A 19237-nucleotide genomic window follows, 5' to 3' on the forward strand; every position below is an offset into this window, starting at 1 on the left:
GCAGAGCTAGGCTCGACCGTATGAACGATCATGCGCACGACCTGGGAGCTGTACGCGAGGCGACCGAACGACTGCTCAGCGCAGCGGGCACGTGGGACGACGCCGCTGTCGCCGAGCCGTCACGGCTGCCCGGCTGGAGCCGGGGCCATGTACTGGCCCACCTGTCACGTAACGCCGACGCACTGGCAAATGTTCTCCGGGGTCTCCCGATGTACGCGAGCAGCGAAACCCGCGACCGGGACATCGAGCGCGACGGCCCGCGCCCCCTCGCCGAGCAGCTGGCCGACCTCCGGGACAGCGGTGCCCGCTTGCTCGCGGCGGCCGCGGAACCGGGCGACTGGTCCCGCACCGTCACCCTGCGCAACGGTGTGACGGACTCCGCGTCCCGGGTCCCCTTCCGGCGCCGGATCGAGCTGGAGCTGCACCACGTCGACCTGGGTGCCGGCTACGAGCTGGAGGACCTGTCGGACGAGTTCGTGACCCGGGAGATCGCCTTCCTCGCCGACCGCTTCGCCGGGCACCCCGATGTCGTGGCCACCGCCCTGACCGACGAGGACGGCCGCGAGTGGTCGACGGGCGGCGGGGCCGGGGGCGCCCCGGCGGCCGTCCGGGGCCCGGCCGCCGAACTGCTCGGCTGGCTCTCCGGGCGCCGCGACGGCTCCGCGCTGACCGTGACGGCGGGCCCGCTGCCCGCACTGCCGCCGCTATAGGCTGAGCCGTATGACGTACAGCGGAGCGGTGAGGGTCGGCGGACCCGCGGATGTGCACGAGCTGACGGATCTGATGATCTCCAAGGTCGCCGTCGGCCAGATGAACAACAACGCCTATCTGCTGCGCTGCCGGGCCACCGGCGAGCAGCTCCTGATCGACGCGGCCGCCGAGGCCGGGACCCTGCTCGGGCTGATCGGTGACGACGGCATCGCGTCCGTCGTCACCACCCATCAGCACGGCGACCACTGGCAGGCCCTGGCCGAGGTGGTGGCGGCCACCGGAGCACGGACGTACGCCGGCCGGTACGACGCCGAGGGCATCCCGGTCCCGACCGATGTGCTCGTCGAGGACAACGACACGATCCGCGTCGGCCGGGTCACGCTGACCGCCCGCCATCTGACCGGGCATACGCCGGGCTCCATCGCGCTGGTCTACGACGACCCTCACGGGGCCCCGCACCTGTTCACCGGGGACTGCCTCTTCCCCGGCGGCCCTGGCCGGACAACACATCCGGATGAGTTCGACTCCCTGATGGGCGGCCTGGAGACCAAGCTGTTCGGCGCCCTGCCCGACGAGTCCTGGGTCTACCCCGGCCACGGTAACGACACCACCCTCGGCACTGAGCGGCCCCACCTCACGGAGTGGCGCGCGCGGGGTTGGTAACCGTCCAATGACGACCGCCCACCGCCGTGGTGGACGCGGCCGTCCGACTCGCCGCCTCGCGCGGTGCACCGCTGCTGCTGATCGTGGTGCTGCCTCCACCGCCGCCCAGGACCAAGACCGTCCACCCGGACTTGAAGGCGGTCGGTGCGGCGGTCGGGCGGGCCCTGCCGCGGCTGGCCCGCGCGGGGATCGCCCATCGGTCGGCCGTCTACCACCGTCCCGCTGTGCGCGGCGGCGGGCGACTGCATGCGGCGAAGGCACTGCTGGACACGGCGGTCCTTAACGGCTGCTCGCTGCTGGTGGTATCGCGCAGCGGGCCGGCGAGGCTGGATGCGTGCACGGCGATGGAGGCCGCCGCCATCCGTGGCGGCCCGTTCGTGCACGCGGCCCACCGGTGCCGTGGACGCCGCTGGCCGCGTCCTGCCCGCCCCGCTGAGTCTCGGGCAAAAGGAATCGGTCCCGGCCACCCCACGGGGAGAGGGCGACCGGGACCGGCTGCTGCACACCCTGGTGCCGCCTGCCCGGCGAGCGCCGGTTACAAGGCGGTGCGTTCGGAATCGGCGACGGGGGTGTCCTCGCGGTGCAGGAAGGTAGCCAGGAGGTCGCCGACGGGGTGGTCCGCCTCGCTGGGATGACGCAGGGCGACCGTGCCCCCTCACCCTCGGCGTCATCACCGTCTCCATCGCCTGGTCCCTTATCGCCACCCGCGGCGAGGACAGCGACAGCGGCGAAACCGCATCACAGACGGACCACACGTAGCCGCACCCGGCCACCGGCGCCCACGCCTCGACCTCCTCCTCCAGCCCGCACCATCCGGAAGGACGGCCGTCATGACCACCCTCAGCCCCCACCGCCGCAGCACACCCGCCCCGCCCCGCACCTCCCCCGTCCACGCCTACACCGTCGTCGGCGGCCCGGAAGGCGGTGGCGTCCTGGGCATCCTGACCGGCGCCCGCGCCGATGCGGACGTAGCCGCCCACGCGGGCCGGCTCGCCGCCCGCACCGGCCGCAAGGTCACCGCCGCGGTCGCCTTCCGCTCCCGCGGCTTCAGCGTCAACGCCCTACTCCATATCGCCCGCCACCGGCGCCTGACCCACCAGGCGGAAGCCGTTCTCGCACCCCACACCGAGTCCCTCGCCGCAGCCGGTCACTACCGCAATGCCAGCGTCCCGTTCCCCGCCCGCACCAACCTCTTTCACCGCCTACCCGCCCGCGCCCTGGCGCGGTTCGCCGCCCGCATCGGTGCCACAACCGTGATCACTTCCGTGCCCCTCCACCCACCCGGCCAGTACTTCGCCAGAGTCCACGACGCGTCCCGGGCCACATCCCGCACCGCCGATCCGTCCGGACCCCTCACCCCACGTCGTTGAACATCGCAAACGCCCTGCACCCTGGCCCCCCGCGGGCCGGACCAGGGCACAGCCGCCCTGCCCGGTTCAGCCGGGCCGGTGACTGCGCGCAGTCCTACGCGGCTCGCGCACCCAACCGTCATGCCGGCAGCCGGACACGGTGCGGCACAAAGGCGTCGTCCCCGGCACCCGCACTCGACATCGGAGCCCGTCGCCGGCCTGCGCTCTGGTCACCGTCCAAGAACAGACGCCGGGCGCCGGAAGCCTCCAGATCAGCGCCCTGGGAGGACTGTTCGGCGGGCGGTACCCCAGCACAGCGAGCTGCTGTGGTCGTTCGCAACCCCAGCCACACCGTCCCGGGAGAGATCTCGGGGGGCGTCCCGGAGGCCAGCGGTTTCGGCGGATTCCCGGGCGCCACTCGGGCGACTTTTCGGCGGGGCCGTGGCGTGACTGCCGTGATTCCCGGCCGACCGGTACGACCATGCTGACGTACCACGGCACCAGCCACTGGGGAGGACCTGTGGAGCGAGAGGACGGCACATCGGTGGCCACCGGTGTCACCACCGAGCGTCTCACCGGGCTCCGCAGGTGGAACCTGGGGCTCACGCTGCTGCACCTGATCCAGGCCGTGGCCATCGTCCTGCTCGCCGGAAGCTTCTCGATCACCGTGACCTCCTCCGTCCCCGAGGGGCCACCGGGAACGGCAGCGCCCGCCCCGGAAGCGTTGTTCGACGTGCCGATCGGCTGGGCCGTCGCCGTCTTCCTCGCCCTCGCGGCGGCAGATCACCTGCTGACGGCGACAGTGTGCCGCGACACCTACGAACGCGACCTCAGACGCGGCATCAACCGCTTCCGGTGGCTGGAGTACGCGCTGAGCGCAACCCTGATGGTGCTCCTCATCGGCTTCTACGCGGGCATTACCAGCCTCAATGCCGTCATCGCCGTCGTCGGCGCCAACGTCGGGATGATTCTCTTCGGCTGGGTCGAGGAGGTGATGAACCCTCCGGGGCGGGCGAGGACAAGGATGCTGCCGTTCTGGTTCGGGACGCTGGTCGGCGTCACGCCGTGGGTCTCGATCGCGTATAACACCGTCGCGGCCGAGACCGTCCCCGGCTTCGTGTACGGAATCGTTCTCGTCCAGGCCGCCCTCTTCTTCAGCTTCGGTCTCAACCAGTGGCTCCAGTACCGCGGAGTCGGCCGGTGGTCCCACTACGCATATGGCGAAAAGGCCTACCTGGTCCTCAGCCTCGTGGCGAAGTCACTCCTGGCGTGGCAGATCTTCGCCGGCTCGCTGGCTGACTGAACCTCTTCTGTCCGAAACCTCAGCGGCAAGACCTGAACACCCGGACGGCTGCCTCGATGGCATCGGCCATCAGCCGGTCGTACGCGGGGGCGTTCCTCACCCGAGTGCGCGCTCACATCGTTCTCGACGTACTCGCCGCCGACCTCCCAGCCGTTCTCCTCGGAGAACGGCCGCAGGTCGCTCAGCTGCCGGTTGACGCCCCGTCGACGGTACGCGCGGGTCCCCAGAGATCCGCGCGTAAAGGAAGACGAGGGTACGGCGCGGGGAGCATCCTGGTGTTCAGAGGAACCTAGGACTTCCCCGGCGGGGTCGGTAACACCCGCAAGGACCCGGCGGCCTTCGCGAGCCTGCTCCATGGCGTGGAGACGAAGCTGTTCGACCGGCTGCCCGACGAGACCTGGGTCTACCCGGGGCACGGGCACGACACCACGCTCGGCGACGAGCGGCCGCGGCTGCCCGAGTGGCGCGCACGCGGCTGGTAGCGGGCAGCGGGCCCGCGCGGATGGCCGTTGGCCTCGTCCCCGGCCGGCTCGGCCCCGCCCACCGCCGCCCTGTCCCGCCCCGCCGAACGGAAACCGGCCGGGGCGGGCGGACATCTCCGCTCACCCCGGCCGGTACCGGATTCCTCGGCGTCGCCCCGCGGCTGACGCCACTGCCCCTCGGGGTCAGCCGGAGATGCTCTTGCTCTCCTCGTCGGCCTGATCGTCCTTCTTCGCCGCCGCCTCAGCCTCGGCCTCGGCCTCGGCCGCAGCCTGCTTCTTGTTGGCCATGAGGCTGGTGATCGTGGTGACCACCAGCACGGCGCAGATGAAGGCCAGCGAGAACGGGATGGTGACCTCGGGAACGTGCACCCCGGACTCGTGCAGCGCGTGCAGCAGCAGCTTCACGCCGATGAAGCCGAGGATCACCGACAGGCCGTAGCTGAGGTGGACCAGCTTCTTCATCAGGCCGCCGATGAGGAAGTACAGCTGACGCAGCCCCATCAGGGCGAAGGCGTTGGCGGTGAAGACGATGTACGGGTCCTGGGTCAGACCGAAGATCGCCGGGATGGAGTCCACGGCGAACAGCACATCGGTGGTGCCGATGGCGAGCATGACGACCATCAGCGGGGTCAGCACGCGCTTGCCGTTGCTCCGGATGAAGAGCTTGGTGCCGTGGTACTTGTCGGCGACACCGAAGCGGTGCTCGATCGACTTGAGGAGTCGGTTTTCCTCGAAGTCCTCTTCGTCCTCGTCGGCCCGCGCCTCCTGGATGAGCTTCCAGGCGGTGTAGATCAGGAACGCGCCGAAGATGTAGAAGATCCACGAGAAGTTGGCGATCACCGCGGCGCCCGCGGCGATGAAGATGGTCCGCAGCACCAGCGCGATCAGCACACCGACGAGCAGCACACGCTGCTGGAGGTGGGAGGGCACCGAGAACTTCGCCATGATCAGGACGAAGACGAAGAGATTGTCGACACTGAGCGACTTCTCGGTGATGAACCCGGCGAAGAACTCGCCGGATGCCTGGCTCTCGCCGAAGAGCAGCAGACCGAACCCGAAGAGGGCGGCCAGCGCGATCCAGATGATGGTCCAGATTCCGGCTTCTTTTGTCGACACGTCATGGGGCTTGCGCCCGATGAAGAAGTCGACGGCGATCAAGGCGCACAGACCAAGAATGGTCAGCACCCAAAGGGTCCATGAAACGTCCACTGCGCCTCCGGCAGTTCGCTACGGCTACTGATCAGCGTCGTCGCTGCCGGAGGTCTCTTCCACCTGGGCGCACGGGGTGCGCGCCTGGGCCGACGCCCCGGGACCGGTCACAGTCCGTACTGACGGGAACGTCGCGTATGGGAGTACTCCCCTCCGTCCAAGAAACAGTACAGGCACTACCAAGAAAAGGTAAAGGGAAGAGTAAAGAAACCGCCAAAACGGCAGGTCAGGGCACTGTCGCGCACCCTGACCGCAGGCGGTTGCCGGGGCGGGGAGGCTCAGCGGCCGCCCGTGCGACGGGCGGCGGCCACGGCGGCGAGCACCTGTTCCAGGACGCGGCTGCCCGGCGGCAGGCTCAGCGGCTCGTACGTCCAGGCATGGCCGACCCAGGGGTCGGCGAGGTGGTCGTCGGCCACCGGGGTGATCCGCAGCAGGGAGCGCCACAGCGGGTCGAGCACCGGGCCGTACGCGCCGGCGTCCTCCCGGTCCGCGACCATCAGCAGGTGCACTCCGACCGCGGGGCCCTCGTCGGCGAGGTAGCGCAGCTGGGTGACGGCCCGGTCGTCGAAACCGTGCGGGAAGTCGTTGACGATCAGGAGGTGCTCGCCGGTGTCCAGGTCGGGCGGGAGCGAGTCGGCGGCACCGGCCCGGACCGCCATCTGCACCAGGTCCACGCGCCGGGTGAGATGGGCGAGGACCGAGGCCACTCCCCCGGGTCCGGCGGCCGGCGGCCCGGCGAGGACTCCCGCGCCGACCAGGGGCGCGAGTGCCCCGGACGCCGAGCCCGCCGGGTCGATGACATGCACCGAGAACTCCCCGGCGGGGTAGACGGCGAGCATCCGGGCGGCATGGCCGACCGCGCTCTCCATGGCGAGGCGGCGCAGGCTGTCGGTGTCCGCCAGCGCGGCGGCCCCGGAGGACGTGCGGCCGCTGTCGACCCAGATGCCGCGCTCCAGGGGCAGCCGTACGAGGAGCGGGATGCGCAGGTCGGTGCGCTCGGGCAGATGGAGGTCACCGATGCGCAGGGCCATCGGAATCTCCATCGGGACGCGGTAGCCGTGCCAGACGGGATTGCCCCAGCCCGCGTAGGCGGCGGGAAGCGCGGGTTCGACGACGGCGGCCTCGGCGACGAGCTGCGCGAGGTCGCGGTCCAGGGCCTCGCGCGCCCGGCCGGTCAGCTCGTCGCGCTTGGCGAGGGCCGCCTCGCGGGCCCGGTCGCCCGCGCCGCCGATCCGGTTGCGCGGGTCGGACAGGGTGCGGTCGAGCTCCTGCTCCATGCGGGAGTCGGCGAAGTCCACGGCGCTGCGGTAGGCGGCGGTGGCACGGGCCAGATCCTCGAACATGCCCCAGATCTGGTTGTAGAGGCGCTCGTCCATCGACCAGCCGGTCGCGTCACCGGCGACGGGAGGCGCGGCCTGTCCGGGCGGGGCCTGGGGTGCCGCGGGCGGGGGCGGCGGTGCGGTGCTCCGGCGACGCGGGTGCGCGTAGCTGATGGGGCCGCCCGCCGCGGCTGCCCCCGTGGCACCGGACGCGGGCACGCCGGCCGCGGCGGGGTCGGCCGACGGCTCGGCGGCGGGCCGGACCGCAGGGGAGGGCTCGGCGGCGGGCCGGGGGGCGCCCGACGAGGGCTCGGCGGCGGGCCGGGGCGCCGGGGAGGCCGAGGGTCCCGTTGCGTGGCGGGCCCGGTCTCCGTCCGGGGTACGGGGCGGTGGCGGCGCCACGGAGCGGGCCATGCCCCGGGCGACGGCTTCCTGGATGGAACCGGCCAGCTCCGCGGCCTCCGCCACCCCCTGGTCCGCGAGCATCTCCGCGAGTCCGGCGGCGTATCCCTGGCCGACGGCGCGGACCTTCCAGGCTCCCTGCCGGCGGTAGAGCTCCAGGGCGCTGACGGCGGTCTCGGAGTCCAGGCCGGTGAGCGTGAAGGTGGCGATCTCGGTGCCGTCCAGCCCGGTGACGGCGACGAAGGGCGCGGCGACCGCACCGAACCTCACCGGACCGCCGGCGCCCACGGGGAGGGCGAGCAGCACGGTGACACGGTGGACCGCGTCGGGCAGGGCGTCAAGGTCCACCGCGAGCCGGTGGCCCGCGGCGGCCTGCTGGGACACCTCAAGACCGGGGAGCCGGGGCGATCCGGGGTGCGCGATCCACTCGATGCCGCGCACCGTGCCCTGTTCGTCGCCGAGGGTGGCTCCGGCCACGACGGGGGAACCCGCCGATACCCGGATCTCCAGACGGGTCTGGGGCAAGGTGTGGTTCTGCCCCCGGACCAGTTCGGCCGTCATTCCTGCCCTGTCCCCTCGACGATCGGCTTGTGGTGCGGTGCTGCTCGGTGTGTGGTTCGAACGGGTCTCGCGGTGCTGCGGTGCCGTGCGATGTGATGCAGCTCCCGGCGGCGGGGCCTCCGGGAGCTGCTCTTACTGCTCGTACTGCTCGTAGTACTCGTACCGCTGTGGACCGGACTCTGCCGCGTTCCGCCGTGTCCGGTGCCGTGACCGGCACCTACAGGTGCGGCAGGATCGAGGGCATCAGGTCCTGGAACGTGCGGCCGTTGGCCGGGTTGCCGAGGGCGGTCATCTGCCACCCGCTCCCCGCGCGGTGCACCTTCGCCATGATCTGCGCGGTGTACTGTCCGCCGCCGTCGAGCGTGTACCGGGCGAGCTCCTGGCCGTTGGTCTCGTCGACGATGCGGCAGAAGGCGTTCTGCACCTCCTGGAACGTCTGTCCGGTGAAGGAGTTCACCGTGAAGACGATCTGGTCGATGTGGACCGGGATGCGCGCGAGGTCGACGAGAATCGCCTCGTCGTCGCCGCCCGAACCGGCGCCGCCGACCAGGTTGTCGCCGGTGTGCTTCACCGAGCCGTCATCACTGACGAGGTGGCGGAAGAACACGACGTCGACAGGCTGCTTGTCGGCGAACAGCACCGCCGAGGCATCCAGGTCGATCTCGCGGGTGCGCGAGCCGAACAGTCCGCGGCGCGGAGCCGCCTGCCAGCCGAGCCCCATCCGTACCGCGGTCAGGGTCCCCCCGTCGCTCTTCTGCAGGCTGATGGCCTGACCCTTGGTCATATTGACCGTCACGCGCTGTCCCCTCTCCGCATTGCCCCGCATCCGTCCGTGTGCGGTTTCCCCGCACCCTACGCAGTCCGCCCAGGCCCGCAGCAGGTTTGGGCGGTTTTTGTGTCGGTCCTGCAACACACCGGACCGGCGTGGTCAGGCGAGGCCCGCTTCCTTCATCTGCCGCAGCTCCTTCTTCAGCTCGCCGACCTCGTCACGCAGCCGGGCGGCCACCTCGAACTGCAGGTCGGCGGCGGCCGCCCGCATCCGGTCGGTCATCTCCTCGATGATCCCGGCCAGCTCGGTCGCGGGGCGGTCGCTGACCACCGCGCCGTTCGCCGCGGCCCCGCCCCGTGCCGCGCCACCCTTGGCCCCCTTGCCGCCCAGCGCCGGAACCGGGGCCTTGGCGCCCTTCGTCTGCCGGTAGCCGGTGCCGAGGAGCTGCTCGGTGTCGACCTCCTCGCGCGCGATGGTCGCGACGATGTCGTTGATCTTCTTGCGCAGGGGCTGCGGGTCGATGCCGCGCTCGGTGTTGTACGCGATCTGCTTCTCGCGCCGGCGGTTGGTCTCGTCGATGGCCTGCGCCATGGCCGGGGTGATCTTGTCGGCGTACATATGGACCTGGCCGGAGACGTTACGGGCCGCACGTCCGATGGTCTGGATGAGCGAGGTGCCCGAGCGCAGGAAGCCCTGCTTGTCCGCGTCGAGGATGGCCACCAGCGAGACCTCGGGCAGGTCGAGGCCCTCGCGCAGGAGGTTGATGCCGACCAGGACGTCGTACTCACCGGCGCGCAGCTCGCGCAGCAGCTCGATACGGCGCAGTGTGTCGACGTCGCTGTGCAGATAGCGGACCTGGATGCCGAGCTCCAGGAAGTAGTCGGTGAGGTCCTCGGACATCTTCTTGGTGAGGGTGGTGACCAGGACCCGCTCGTCGCGCTCGGTGCGCTTGCGGATCTCGTGCACCAGGTCGTCGATCTGGCCCTCGGTGGGCTTGACCACGACCTCGGGGTCGACGAGACCGGTGGGGCGGATGATCTGCTCCACGAAACCGTCGCCGCGCGAGAGTTCGTACTTGCCGGGGGTGGCGGAGAGGTAGACGGTCTGGTCGGTCCGCTTCAGGAACTCCTCCCACTTCAGCGGGCGGTTGTCCATGGCGGACGGCAGCCTGAACCCGTGGTCGACGAGGGTCCGCTTGCGGGAGGCGTCGCCCTCGTACATCGCGCCGATCTGCGGCACCGTGACGTGCGACTCGTCGAGGACGAGCAGGAAGTCCTCGGGGAAGTAGTCGAGGAGGGTGTTGGGGGCGGTGCCCGGGGCGCGGTCGTCGAAGTGCATCGAGTAGTTCTCGACGCCGGAGCAGGTGCCGATCTGGCGGAGCATCTCGATGTCGTACGTCGTGCGCATGCGCAGCCGCTGGGCCTCCAGCATCTTGCCCTGCTTCTCCAGCTCGGCCAGGCGCTGCTCCAGCTCCTGCTCGATACCGCTGACCGCCTTCTCCATCCGCTCGGGACCCGCGACATAGTGGCTGGCGGGGAAGACGTGGAGGGACCGGTCCTCGCTGATCACCTCTCCGGTGAGCGGATGGAGGGTGGAGAGCGCCTCGATCTCGTCGCCGAACATCTCGATGCGGACGGCGAGCTCCTCGTAGACCGGGAAGATCTCGATGGTGTCGCCGCGCACCCGGAAGGTGCCACGGGTGAACGCCAGGTCGTTGCGGCTGTACTGCATCTCGACGAAGCGGCGCAGCAGCCGGTCGCGGTCGATCTCCTCGCCGACCGTGAGCTGGACCATCCGGTCCACGTACTCCTGGGGCGTGCCGAGGCCGTAGATGCAGGAGACGGAGGCGACCACGACGACGTCACGCCGGGTGAGCAGCGAATTCGTCGCGGAGTGGCGCAGCCGCTCGACCTCCTCGTTGATCGAGGAGTCCTTCTCGATGTAGGTGTCCGACTGCGGTACGTACGCCTCGGGCTGGTAGTAGTCGTAGTACGAGACGAAGTACTCGACGGCGTTGTTGGGCAGGAGCTCGCGGAATTCGTTGGCGAGCTGGGCGGCGAGCGTCTTGTTCGGCGCCATCACCAGGGTGGGGCGCTGCAGCTTCTCGATCATCCACGCGGTGGTCGCCGACTTGCCGGTGCCGGTGGCGCCGAGCAGGACCACGTCCTTCTCATCGGCGCGGATGCGCCGCTCCAGCTCGGCGATGGCCGCCGGCTGGTCGCCACTGGGCTGGTAGGAGCTGACGACCTCGAAAGGCGCCACCGAACGTTCGATCTTCGAAACGGGCCGCATGCAACCACCGTACGACCCCCCACTGACAACGGGGCCGGATCAGCGGTACCGCGGCGGCCTGGTATCCCTGCGGCCAGGGGTTTCATGGGTCGCGCGGCGCGGCTGGGCGGCCATGGACCCGGGCCGGCCGCCGCCCCGGGCGCCCCCGCCGTTCCGTCGGACCTCCCCGGCGGGCTCTCCCATGACCACCAGGGGGTCGAACATCACGATCACCGCGGCCAGCAGCAGGAAGACGGCCGGGCCGATCAGCATCGGGACGATCAGTGTGGCGGGGGTGTCTCCGGCGACGGCGCCGGTGGCGGCGTCGGCATGCAGGTGAACGTCGAGCGCGGCCATTCCGGTGTAATGCATTCCGCTCACCGCTACCCCCATGACCAGGCTCGCGCCGAGGCTGGCCGCGAAGCCGTGGACGGAGACGGCCGCCCAGAGCGCGGCGGTCGCGGCCACCACGGCGATGACGACGGACAGGGACACGGTGAGCGTGTCGTACGCGAACTGTCCCTGGAGCCGCATTCCCGCCATGCCGAGGTAGTGCATGGAGGCCACCCCGAGGCCGGTGATGGTGCCGCCGGTGATCAGTGCCATGCGGGTCGCGCCGCGGTAGCCGACAATGAAAATGCCGATACCGACCATCACGATCGCGACGGCCAGGCTCGCGAAGGTGATGGCCTTGTCGTACGTGATCGGCGCCCCTTCGACGGTGAACCCCATCATCGCGACGAAATGCATGGTCCAGATACCGGAGCCGATGGAGGTGGCCCCCAGGGCCAGCCAGCCGGCTTTGAAGGACTGTTCCGTTCTCAGGGACCGGGTGGTGCAGCGCAGTCCCAGCGCGGCGCCGAGGCAGGCCATGAGAAATGCCGCGACCGGGGTGACGAGGCCGTAGCTGAAACCGTCCACTGTGCCCTGCATGCTGGTACGCCCTTCACGGAAGCCCGGGTTCGGGGGTGACCCTAAGGGGCGAGGCCCGGCAGACAAACATAAGAGCGGCATTTTATCGACATGGAAATCCGCCGGTGACCCGGTACCGAGGATTCCGTTCACGTCGTGGCCATCGGCGCCCTGTTCTCCGTTGGTGATCGGCTGCGACTCTCTGCGTGTCCGCATCTCCGAGCGAGGAGTACACGTGTCCGTACGTACCGCAACCGCCTCCACCGCCGTCGCCGCCCTGCTCGGCGCCGGCGCTCTGCTGCTGCCCGCGTCCCAGACGCAGGCCGCCGACCGTCACGACGGTCATGGCCGTCACGACAGCCCGGTCGTCTTCGCCCACCGGGGGGCCTCGGCGTACGCGCCGGAGAACACCCTGGCCGCCGTGGACGCCGCGGACGACCTGGGCATCGACTGGGTGGAGAACGATGTGCAGCTCACCAAGGACGGTGAACTGGTCGTCATCCACGACACCAACCTGAAGCGGACGACGAACGCCGAGGAGGTCTACCCCGACCGCGCCCCCTGGGCGGTCAAGGACTTCACCGCCGCCGAGATCGCGAGACTGGACGCGGGCAGCTGGTTCGGCGTGCGGTTCGCGGGTGCCCGGGTACCGACGCTCAAGCAGTATCTGCACCGGGTCGAGCGCAACCACCAGAAGCTGCTGCTGGAGATCAAGAGCCCGGAGACCTACCCCGGCATCGAGCAGGCCACTCTCCGGGTGCTGCGCAAGGAGGGCTGGCTCGATCGCCGCCATGTGAAGCACAAGCTGATCATCCAGAGTTTCGGCGGCGACAGCGTGAAGAAGGTGCACACGCTCCGCCCCGACATCACCACCGGCTTCCTGGGCACCCCGGCGGTGGCCGATCTGCCGTCGTACGCGGCGTTCACCGACCAGATCAACCCCTCGTACTCCACGGTCAGCGCGGACTACGTGGCGGCCGTGCACAAGCTGAAGGGCGCGCACGGCAAGCGGCTCCAGGTGAACACCTGGACGGTCAACGACGCGGCGAACGCGGCCAAGGTGCATGAGTTCGGGGTCGACGGCATCATCACGAACTTCCCCGACGTGGTGCGTGACGCCACGCGCTGACGCCACACGCCGGCGCCGGGCGCTGACGCCGGACGGACGGGGACCGGCGGGAACCGGTGCCGAGGGCCGTCGTGGGGCCGCGGAGGCCGCGTTGTCAGTGGCCGGCCGTACCGTGGTCGGCATGAACAGCAACGAGCCGGCCGTGGAGTGGTCCGTCGTACCGAGCGGCATCGGACCGCTGTTGCTCGCCGCCACCGGCACCGGGCTGGTGAGCGTGATCTTCCACGCCGGCCCCGCCGTCCGCGAGCGGGCGCTCGGTCAGCTGCGCACGCGGCTCGGCGCGGAGCCGGTGGAGGTTCCCGGCTCCGCGCGGCTGGCCGGGCCGATACGCCAGCTCGCGGCCTACTTCGCGGGCGGGCTGCGGGAATTCACGCTGGAGCTGGACTGGTCGCTGACCTCCGGCTTCCACCGCGAGGTGCTCCGGGAGCTGGCGTCCGGTGTGCCGTACGGGACGGTCGTCGGGTACGGCGACCTGGCCGCGCGGGTGGGGCAGCCGGGGGCGGCACAGGCCGTGGGGGCGGCCATGGGGTCCAATCCGCTCCCGGTGGTGGTGCCGTGCCACCGGGTCGTGGAGAGCGACGGCGGGCTCGGCGGCTTCGGCGGCGGGCTGGAGACCAAGCGGCAGCTGCTCGCCCTGGAGGGGGTTCTTCCGCAGCCGCTGTTCTAGCAGGCAGTCACTGCTCGGGGCGGCAATCGCCGTTCCGGCCCGCAGCCGCCGTGTCCCGCCGCCGTGTGACCAGCGGGACACCGAAACCGCCTTCGTACCCACGTACGAGTGATGGCACACTTCGCCGGTGACGACACCCCGCTCCATACCCGCGGTCACCGCTGCCGACCTGCCCGCCCTGCAGCGCAGGACATCCGCCGTGCTCATCGCCAGCCAGATACTCGGCGGCCTCGGTGTGCCCATCGCCATCGCCCTGGCCCCCGTCCTGGCCACGGAGGTGGGTGGCTCCGAAGCGCTGTCCGGTCTCGCCTCGACCGCCTCGGTGGCGGGTACGGCCCTGCTGTCCCTGCCACTGGCCGCGCTGATGACCGCACGGGGCCGCCGCCCCGGCCTGGTGCTCGCCTATCTGATCGGCGCGCTCGGTGCCGGCCTGGTGGTGCTCGCCACCGTCGTGAACAGCTTTCCGCTGCTGCTGCTCGGCATGGCCGCGTTCGGCGCCGGCTCCTCGGCCAATCTCCAGGCCCGGTTCGCCGCGGCAGATCTCGCGGGCCCGGACCGGCGGGGCCGGGCGATCTCCACCGTCATCTGGGCCACGACGATCGGCTCCGTGCTCGGCCCCAACATCACCGCACCGGCGGGCCGGCTCTTCCGCGGTACACCCGTGCCCGAGACCGCGGGCCCGTTCCTCATCGCGGCCGGCATCTTCCTGCTCGCGGGTCTCGTGGTCGCGGTACTGCTGCGCCCCGACCCGCTGCTCACGGCCCGCGCGCTGGCCCCGGACGACGGCCCCACCGCCGGAAAACGTTCGCTGCGCGCCGCCGTCGCCGCCGTCCGGGCCGCCCCGATGGCCCGGCTCGCGCTGGTGACCGTGGCCGTCTCGCACACGGTCATGGTTTCGATCATGGTCATGACCCCGGTCCATCTGGGCCGGCACGGTGCGGACCTCCAGCTGATCGGGCTGGTCATCAGCGGCCATATCGCGGGCATGTACGCGTTCTCACCGGTGATGGGCTGGCTGTCCGACCGGCTCGGCCGGCTCGCCGTCATCGGTCTGGCGGTCGGGCTGCTCGCCTGTGCCGCGCTGCTGGCGGGCACCGCGGGGCACCGCGACGGTCAGACCGCCGCAGGACTGTTCGTGCTCGGGCTCGGCTGGTCGGCCGGCCTGATCGCCGGTTCGGCCCTGCTCACCGACTCGGTGCCGCCGGCCGCCCGCGCCGCCGTGCAGGGTCTGTCGGACCTGACCATGAACACGGCGGCGGGCGTCGGCGGCGCGGTGGCCGGGGTGATCGTCTCCCAGTGGGGCTACGGCCCGCTGAACGCGATCGGCGCCTGTCTGCTGCTGCCGATGGCCGCGCTCGCCCTGCGCCGGAGCCTGCGACCGGACAGCGGCCGGACCCCGGACGACCCGAATGACGAACGGACCCCGGACCGGACCCCGGACCTGAACGGTGAACAGGCCGCGGACCGGACCCCGGACCTGAACGGTGAACAGGCCGCGGCCCCGGCAGAGGGCCCGGCCGCCGGCCGGAACCGGTGCCTCAGAGGCTGATGTGGTAGGCCTTGCGCAGCGTCTCGTGCACCGTCCACGTCGTACGGTCGCCCTCCCGCAGCACGCAGGCGTCCCCCGGCCCCACCTCCAGCGTCGCGCCGCCCTCGACCACGACCGTCGCCCGCCCGCTGACGACCACGAACAGCTCGTCGGCCTCGGTGTCGGTGACCACTCCGGGCGTGATCTGCCAGATGCCCCGCACCTGCTTGCCGTCCGGGGACTCCCACAGCACCTTGCCCGTCACCACCGGGTCGCCCGAAACGATCTGCGCGGGATCGAGAGGTTCCGGTTCCAGTTCGGCGTCCGGGATGTGCACGGAGAAGGAGGCGGGAGCTTGATCAAGTGTCGTCATGGCCGGTCACCCTAGCCGCCGCTCCCCGAGGCCCGGCCACCAGGGACCGGCGGGGAAGGCCACCAGGAGCGGCGGGAAACGGCCAGGACCGGTGACAGGGCGGCACTCCCTGGTTTGCGGGCGCCCCGCCCGCGACAGGGATGGGGCATGCCACAGAACCCGTCGGAGCAGACGACCCACCGGCCGCCGGAGCACACCCCCGGCCCCGCGCACGACACCGGGCGCTACGCACCGGCCCTGTCCGACGAGGTACGCGCGGCCCTCGCCGCCCGCCGCCCCGTCGTCGCACTGGAGTCGACGATCATCGCGCACGGTCTGCCGCGCCCCCGCAACCTTCAGGTCGCGATCGAGCTGGAGGAGCTGGTGCGCACCGAGGGGGCCGTCCCGGCGACCGTCGCCGTACTGGACGGCAGAGCACAAGTGGGCCTGGACAAAGCCGGGCTGGAGCGCGTCGCCGGTGATCCGGCGATACGGAAGCTGGGCCACCGGGACCTCGCGCCCGCGTCGGCGGCGGGCGCGAGCGGGGCGACGACCGTGTCCGCGACGGCCTTCCTCGCCGCCCGCGCGGGGCTGCGCGTCTTCGCCACCGGGGGCCTGGGCGGAGTGCATCGCGACTGGACCCACAGCCAGGACGAGTCCGCGGATCTGCGGCTGCTCGCACGCACCGGCATCACGGTGGTGTGCGCGGGAGTGAAGTCGATCCTCGACGTCCCGGCGACCCTCCAGCGCCTGGAGACGCTCGGGGTCGGAGTGCTCGGCTACGGCACCGGGCACTTCCCCGGCTTCTATCTGAGCAGCTCGGGCGAGCCGGTCGACTGGACGGTGCGTACCCCCGGGGAGGTGGCGGAGGTGATGCGGGCGCGTGAGACCCTCGGCGGCCCGGAATCCGCGCTGATCGTCGCCAACCCCGTACCGGAGGAGGACCAGTTGGACCCCGCGGTGCACGACCGGGTGCTCGCGGAGGCGCTGGACGCCTGCCGGGAGCGCGGCATCGTCGGACAGGCCGTCACCCCGTTCCTGCTGGACCAGCTGATGCGGCGGACCGACGGCGCGTCGCTGGAGGCCAACCTGGCCGCGGTACGCGGAAATGTGCGGCTCGCGGCGCGGATCGCGGCGGCGGCCCTCCGGTGACGGAAGGGGGCGGCCTTCCCCCGTCCGGCGGGCTGCTCGTCGTCGGGGAGGTGGTCACGGACATCGTGGCCCGGCATGGATCGGGGCTCGTCCACGGCACGGACACAGCGGCCCGGATCGATACGCTGCCGGGCGGCGCGGGCGCCAATGTCGCCTGCTGGGCGGCGCGTTCGGGCTGCCGGGACGTGACCCTGCTGGCCCGCGCGGGGGCCGGTTCCGCGGCCTGGCACCGTGAGGCGCTGGAACGCGCGGGTGTCCGTCCGCTGCTGGCCCTGGACACGGAGGTGCCGACCGCGACAGTCATCGCGCTGGTGGACCGGTCCGCCGAACGCACCTTCCTCACCGACAGCGGCGCCGTGCTGCGCCTCGCCCCCGACGACTTCTCGCCCTCGATGCTCGACGGCGTCGCCCATCTGCACATCTCCGGCTATCTCCTGTTCGCCGCCACCAGTCGCGCGACGGCCCTTCTCGCCCTGCGGTCGGCCCGGCGGCGCGGCATCCCGGTCAGTGTGGACCCCGCCTCCGCGGGCTTTCTGGCCGAGCTGGGCGCCGGCCGGTTCCTGGAGTTCGCCGAAGGGGCGGATCTGCTGCTGCCCAACGCGGACGAGGCCGAGCGGCTGACCGGTCTGCCCGAACCGGCCGACGCCGCGGCCAAGTTGAGCCGGCAGTTCCCGGAGGTCGTCGTCACGCTCGGCGAGCGGGGCGCCCTGCTGGCCGCCGGGGGTGCGGTGACCGCCCGTGTCGCCGCACCCCCGGTCGACGGCCCGGTCGACTCGACGGGCGCGGGCGACGCGTTCACCGGTGGCTTCCTCGCGGCGCGGCTCGCCGGGGCGGACGCCGCCGCGGCCGCGGCCGCGGGCTGCCGGGCGGGAGCGGAAGCGGTCGCCACGGTCGGCGGCAGACCACCACCCCCGTAATGCCCCGGCCTGCCCACCACCGCACCCTGGCCCCCCGCCGCACCGGCCCACCGTCACGCGCCGCCCTCCCGCTACGTGCCCCGTCCCGCGCCCCGCCCCGCGTCCCCCAGCCCCGACCAGGCGGGATGCCGCGGGTCGTCGGCCCGTACGACCACGTCGGCGCGTTCGGCGGGCGTGACCTCGTCCTCGTACCGGGCGAACGCGGGCAGGGTCCACCGGCCGGACTCCGCGGTGCGTCGCCGCAACGCCCCCGGTGAGAGCCCCAGATGGACGCTCAGGTCGAATGGGAACCAGCGCCCCAGCAGCAGCGGTCCGTGCACGAGCACCACTCCGCCCTCGGGCAGGGCGCGGTACGGGCTCCTGGTGGCCCGGTCCGTCACCGGGTCCCACAGGTCCGGGAGCACCCGCCCGCTGCCGCCCGGCTCCAGCGGCCCGAACACCTCGCGCCACAGGGCACCCGTGTCGAACCAGCTGTCGGTGTACGAGTCGGGGTCCTCCTTCCCGTACTCGTACCGGAGACTCGCCGGACGCAGGAATCCCTCGGTGGCCACGACGAGCACGGCACGGCCGCGCACCCGCAGCTTCTGGGCCACACGTTCCGCCAGCTCTCCGGTACCGGACGCCGGGGCTCCGTCGATGCCCGCCCGGAGCCGGGCACCGCCGTCCGACGGCGTCAGGGAGTCCGCGTGCGCCGCCAGGGCCTCGGCCAGCCCGTCCCAGGTGATCGCTTCGAGTCGCACACGTCCATCATCCCCCGTCCATGACCTCATTCCCCGCGCAGTTCGGCGGCGAGCGGCCCCTCGCCCGTCACTTCGATCCGTCCGTCCTTGACCGCCTCGTTGAACGTCACCTCTCCCCTGCCGAGCGCCGGACACAGCTCGGCGGCGAGCCTGATCCGGGCGTCGGGACGGTCGGCGGGGCCGTATCCGTACACATCCCCGCCCGCCCCACCCGCTCCCGCCCCTGCCCCTGCCCCCGCCCCCGCACGGACGTGGAACTCGCCTTCGTCCAGGTGGACTTCGACGACTCCGCTGTGCGTCAGGCCGTCCAGGGCGCGCAGCAGCGGCAGGGCGTACCAGTGCGCCCGTACCGCGTCGGTGGGGCGCCGCTCGGTCAGTGCCGGCGCGCCCCACTCGGCGAGCGCGGCCAGGACGGGCAGCAGGCCGTGGCCGCGCTCGGTGAGCTCGTACACGGACGCCGCCGCCGGTGGCGGGAGCCGGCGCCGCACGGCCAGGCCGCTCTGTTCCATGTCCTTGAGACGGGAGGCCAGCACATCGGTGCTGACACCGGGCAGGTCGGCGTGCAGATCGGTGTAGCGGCGCGGGCCCGCCAGCAGTTCACGGACGATCAGCAGGGTCCACCGGTCGCCGACGGAGTCGAGGGCGCGGGCGGCGGCGCAGAACTGGTCGTAACTGCGGCGGCGGACAGGGCGTGCTGCTGGCTGCTGCTGACGTGGCATGCGACGCAGTCTAGACATGTTGTTGGACTTTCCAAGTCCAAGCTTGGTAAAACCAAGTATCGCAATCAGGTCGGGGAGGCAC

At 71.6% G+C, this 19237-nt stretch carries 17 protein-coding genes and 2 pseudogenes; 10 read left to right on the forward strand and 9 right to left on the reverse strand.

Features of this window, described 5'->3' with window-relative positions:
* The first annotated feature begins 20 nt into the window (after nt 1-20).
* Entirely contained in the window at nt 21-710 is a 690-nt protein-coding gene (locus OHA98_RS28685; protein ID WP_266929711.1) for a maleylpyruvate isomerase family mycothiol-dependent enzyme, read from the forward strand.
* Nucleotides 711-720: 10 nt separating this feature from the next.
* Nucleotides 721-1374, forward strand: a complete 654-nt coding sequence (locus OHA98_RS28690) for an MBL fold metallo-hydrolase (RefSeq protein WP_266929712.1) — start codon at nt 721-723, stop codon at nt 1372-1374.
* Nucleotides 1375-1909: 535 nt separating this feature from the next.
* Here OHA98_RS28690 and OHA98_RS28695 read toward each other — a convergent pair.
* Nucleotides 1910-2023, reverse strand: a pseudogene (locus OHA98_RS28695) (transcriptional regulator); the annotation flags it as partial.
* A gap of 181 nt (nt 2024-2204) precedes the next feature.
* Here OHA98_RS28695 and OHA98_RS28700 point away from each other — a divergent pair.
* From OHA98_RS28700 to OHA98_RS28710, 3 genes and pseudogenes are all read left to right on the forward strand, one after another.
* Nucleotides 2205-2744, forward strand: coding sequence for a hypothetical protein (locus tag OHA98_RS28700; protein ID WP_266929713.1), 540 nt, complete (start codon nt 2205-2207; stop codon nt 2742-2744).
* Between the two features lie 499 nt (nt 2745-3243).
* On the forward strand, nt 3244-4026 hold the full coding sequence (gene heR / locus OHA98_RS28705) for a heliorhodopsin HeR (protein ID WP_266929715.1): 783 nt from the start codon (nt 3244-3246) through the stop codon (nt 4024-4026).
* Between the two features lie 296 nt (nt 4027-4322).
* Nucleotides 4323-4508, forward strand: a pseudogene (locus tag OHA98_RS28710) (MBL fold metallo-hydrolase); the annotation flags it as partial.
* Nucleotides 4509-4691: 183 nt separating this feature from the next.
* On the opposite strand, the gene OHA98_RS28715 reads toward OHA98_RS28710, so the two are convergent.
* The 5 genes from OHA98_RS28715 to OHA98_RS28735 form a co-directional block, all read right to left on the reverse strand.
* Nucleotides 4692-5717, reverse strand: a complete 1026-nt coding sequence (locus tag OHA98_RS28715; protein WP_266929717.1) for a TerC family protein — start codon at nt 5715-5717, stop codon at nt 4692-4694.
* Between the two features lie 278 nt (nt 5718-5995).
* Nucleotides 5996-7999 carry a TerD family protein gene (locus tag OHA98_RS28720; protein ID WP_266929719.1) on the reverse strand — a complete coding sequence of 668 codons (2004 nt, stop codon included), beginning with the start codon at nt 7997-7999 and terminating at the stop codon, nt 5996-5998.
* Nucleotides 8000-8216: 217 nt separating this feature from the next.
* Nucleotides 8217-8795 (reverse strand): TerD family protein, encoded by a 579-nt coding sequence (locus tag OHA98_RS28725; protein WP_266929720.1) that lies wholly within the window; start codon nt 8793-8795, stop codon nt 8217-8219.
* Between the two features lie 132 nt (nt 8796-8927).
* Complete coding sequence (gene uvrB / locus OHA98_RS28730; protein WP_266929721.1) at nt 8928-11060, reverse strand: excinuclease ABC subunit UvrB; 2133 nt, start codon at nt 11058-11060, stop codon at nt 8928-8930.
* A 39-nt stretch (nt 11061-11099) separates the two neighbouring features.
* Nucleotides 11100-11972 carry an MHYT domain-containing protein gene (locus OHA98_RS28735; RefSeq protein ID WP_266929723.1) on the reverse strand — a complete coding sequence of 291 codons (873 nt, stop codon included), beginning with the start codon at nt 11970-11972 and terminating at the stop codon, nt 11100-11102.
* A gap of 214 nt (nt 11973-12186) precedes the next feature.
* Here OHA98_RS28735 and OHA98_RS28740 point away from each other — a divergent pair, with 214 nt between their 5' ends.
* The 3 genes from OHA98_RS28740 to OHA98_RS28750 all read left to right on the forward strand — a co-directional run bounded on the left by OHA98_RS28740 (nt 12187) and on the right by OHA98_RS28750 (nt 15296).
* The gene (locus tag OHA98_RS28740; RefSeq protein WP_266929724.1) at nt 12187-13080 is read left to right on the forward strand and encodes a glycerophosphodiester phosphodiesterase family protein; all 894 of its coding nucleotides are present in this window, start codon (nt 12187-12189) and stop codon (nt 13078-13080) included.
* 121 nt (nt 13081-13201) lie between these two features.
* Nucleotides 13202-13747, forward strand: coding sequence for a methylated-DNA--[protein]-cysteine S-methyltransferase (locus OHA98_RS28745; protein WP_266929725.1), 546 nt, complete (start codon nt 13202-13204; stop codon nt 13745-13747).
* A 127-nt stretch (nt 13748-13874) separates the two neighbouring features.
* Nucleotides 13875-15296 carry an MFS transporter gene (locus OHA98_RS28750; RefSeq protein WP_266929726.1) on the forward strand — a complete coding sequence of 474 codons (1422 nt, stop codon included), beginning with the start codon at nt 13875-13877 and terminating at the stop codon, nt 15294-15296.
* Here the strand turns inward: OHA98_RS28750 and OHA98_RS28755 are convergent.
* Nucleotides 15286-15648, reverse strand: a complete 363-nt coding sequence (locus OHA98_RS28755; protein WP_266929728.1) for a cupin domain-containing protein — start codon at nt 15646-15648, stop codon at nt 15286-15288. The genes OHA98_RS28750 and OHA98_RS28755 overlap by 11 nt on opposite strands.
* Nucleotides 15649-15795: 147 nt before the next feature.
* On the opposite strand from OHA98_RS28755, the gene OHA98_RS28760 reads away from it, so the two are divergent.
* On the forward strand, nt 15796-16779 hold the full coding sequence (locus tag OHA98_RS28760) for a pseudouridine-5'-phosphate glycosidase (protein ID WP_266929730.1): 984 nt from the start codon (nt 15796-15798) through the stop codon (nt 16777-16779).
* Nucleotides 16776-17696 carry a carbohydrate kinase family protein gene (locus OHA98_RS28765; protein ID WP_266929731.1) on the forward strand — a complete coding sequence of 307 codons (921 nt, stop codon included), beginning with the start codon at nt 16776-16778 and terminating at the stop codon, nt 17694-17696. The genes OHA98_RS28760 and OHA98_RS28765 overlap by 4 nt, the downstream gene beginning before the upstream one ends.
* 71 nt (nt 17697-17767) lie before the next feature.
* Here the strand turns inward: OHA98_RS28765 and OHA98_RS28770 are convergent, their stop codons facing one another.
* Nucleotides 17768-18436: a uridine kinase gene (locus OHA98_RS28770; protein WP_266929733.1), complete on the reverse strand. Its 669-nt coding sequence runs from the start codon at nt 18434-18436 to the stop codon at nt 17768-17770.
* A gap of 26 nt (nt 18437-18462) precedes the next feature.
* Nucleotides 18463-19155, reverse strand: a complete 693-nt coding sequence (locus OHA98_RS28775) for a helix-turn-helix domain-containing protein (protein WP_266929734.1) — start codon at nt 19153-19155, stop codon at nt 18463-18465.
* Between the last annotated feature and the right edge of the window lie 82 nt (nt 19156-19237).

Origin of the sequence: Streptomyces sp. NBC_00654 (assembly GCF_026341775.1) — a bacterium.
Lineage (GTDB): Bacteria > Actinomycetota > Actinomycetes > Streptomycetales > Streptomycetaceae > Streptomyces.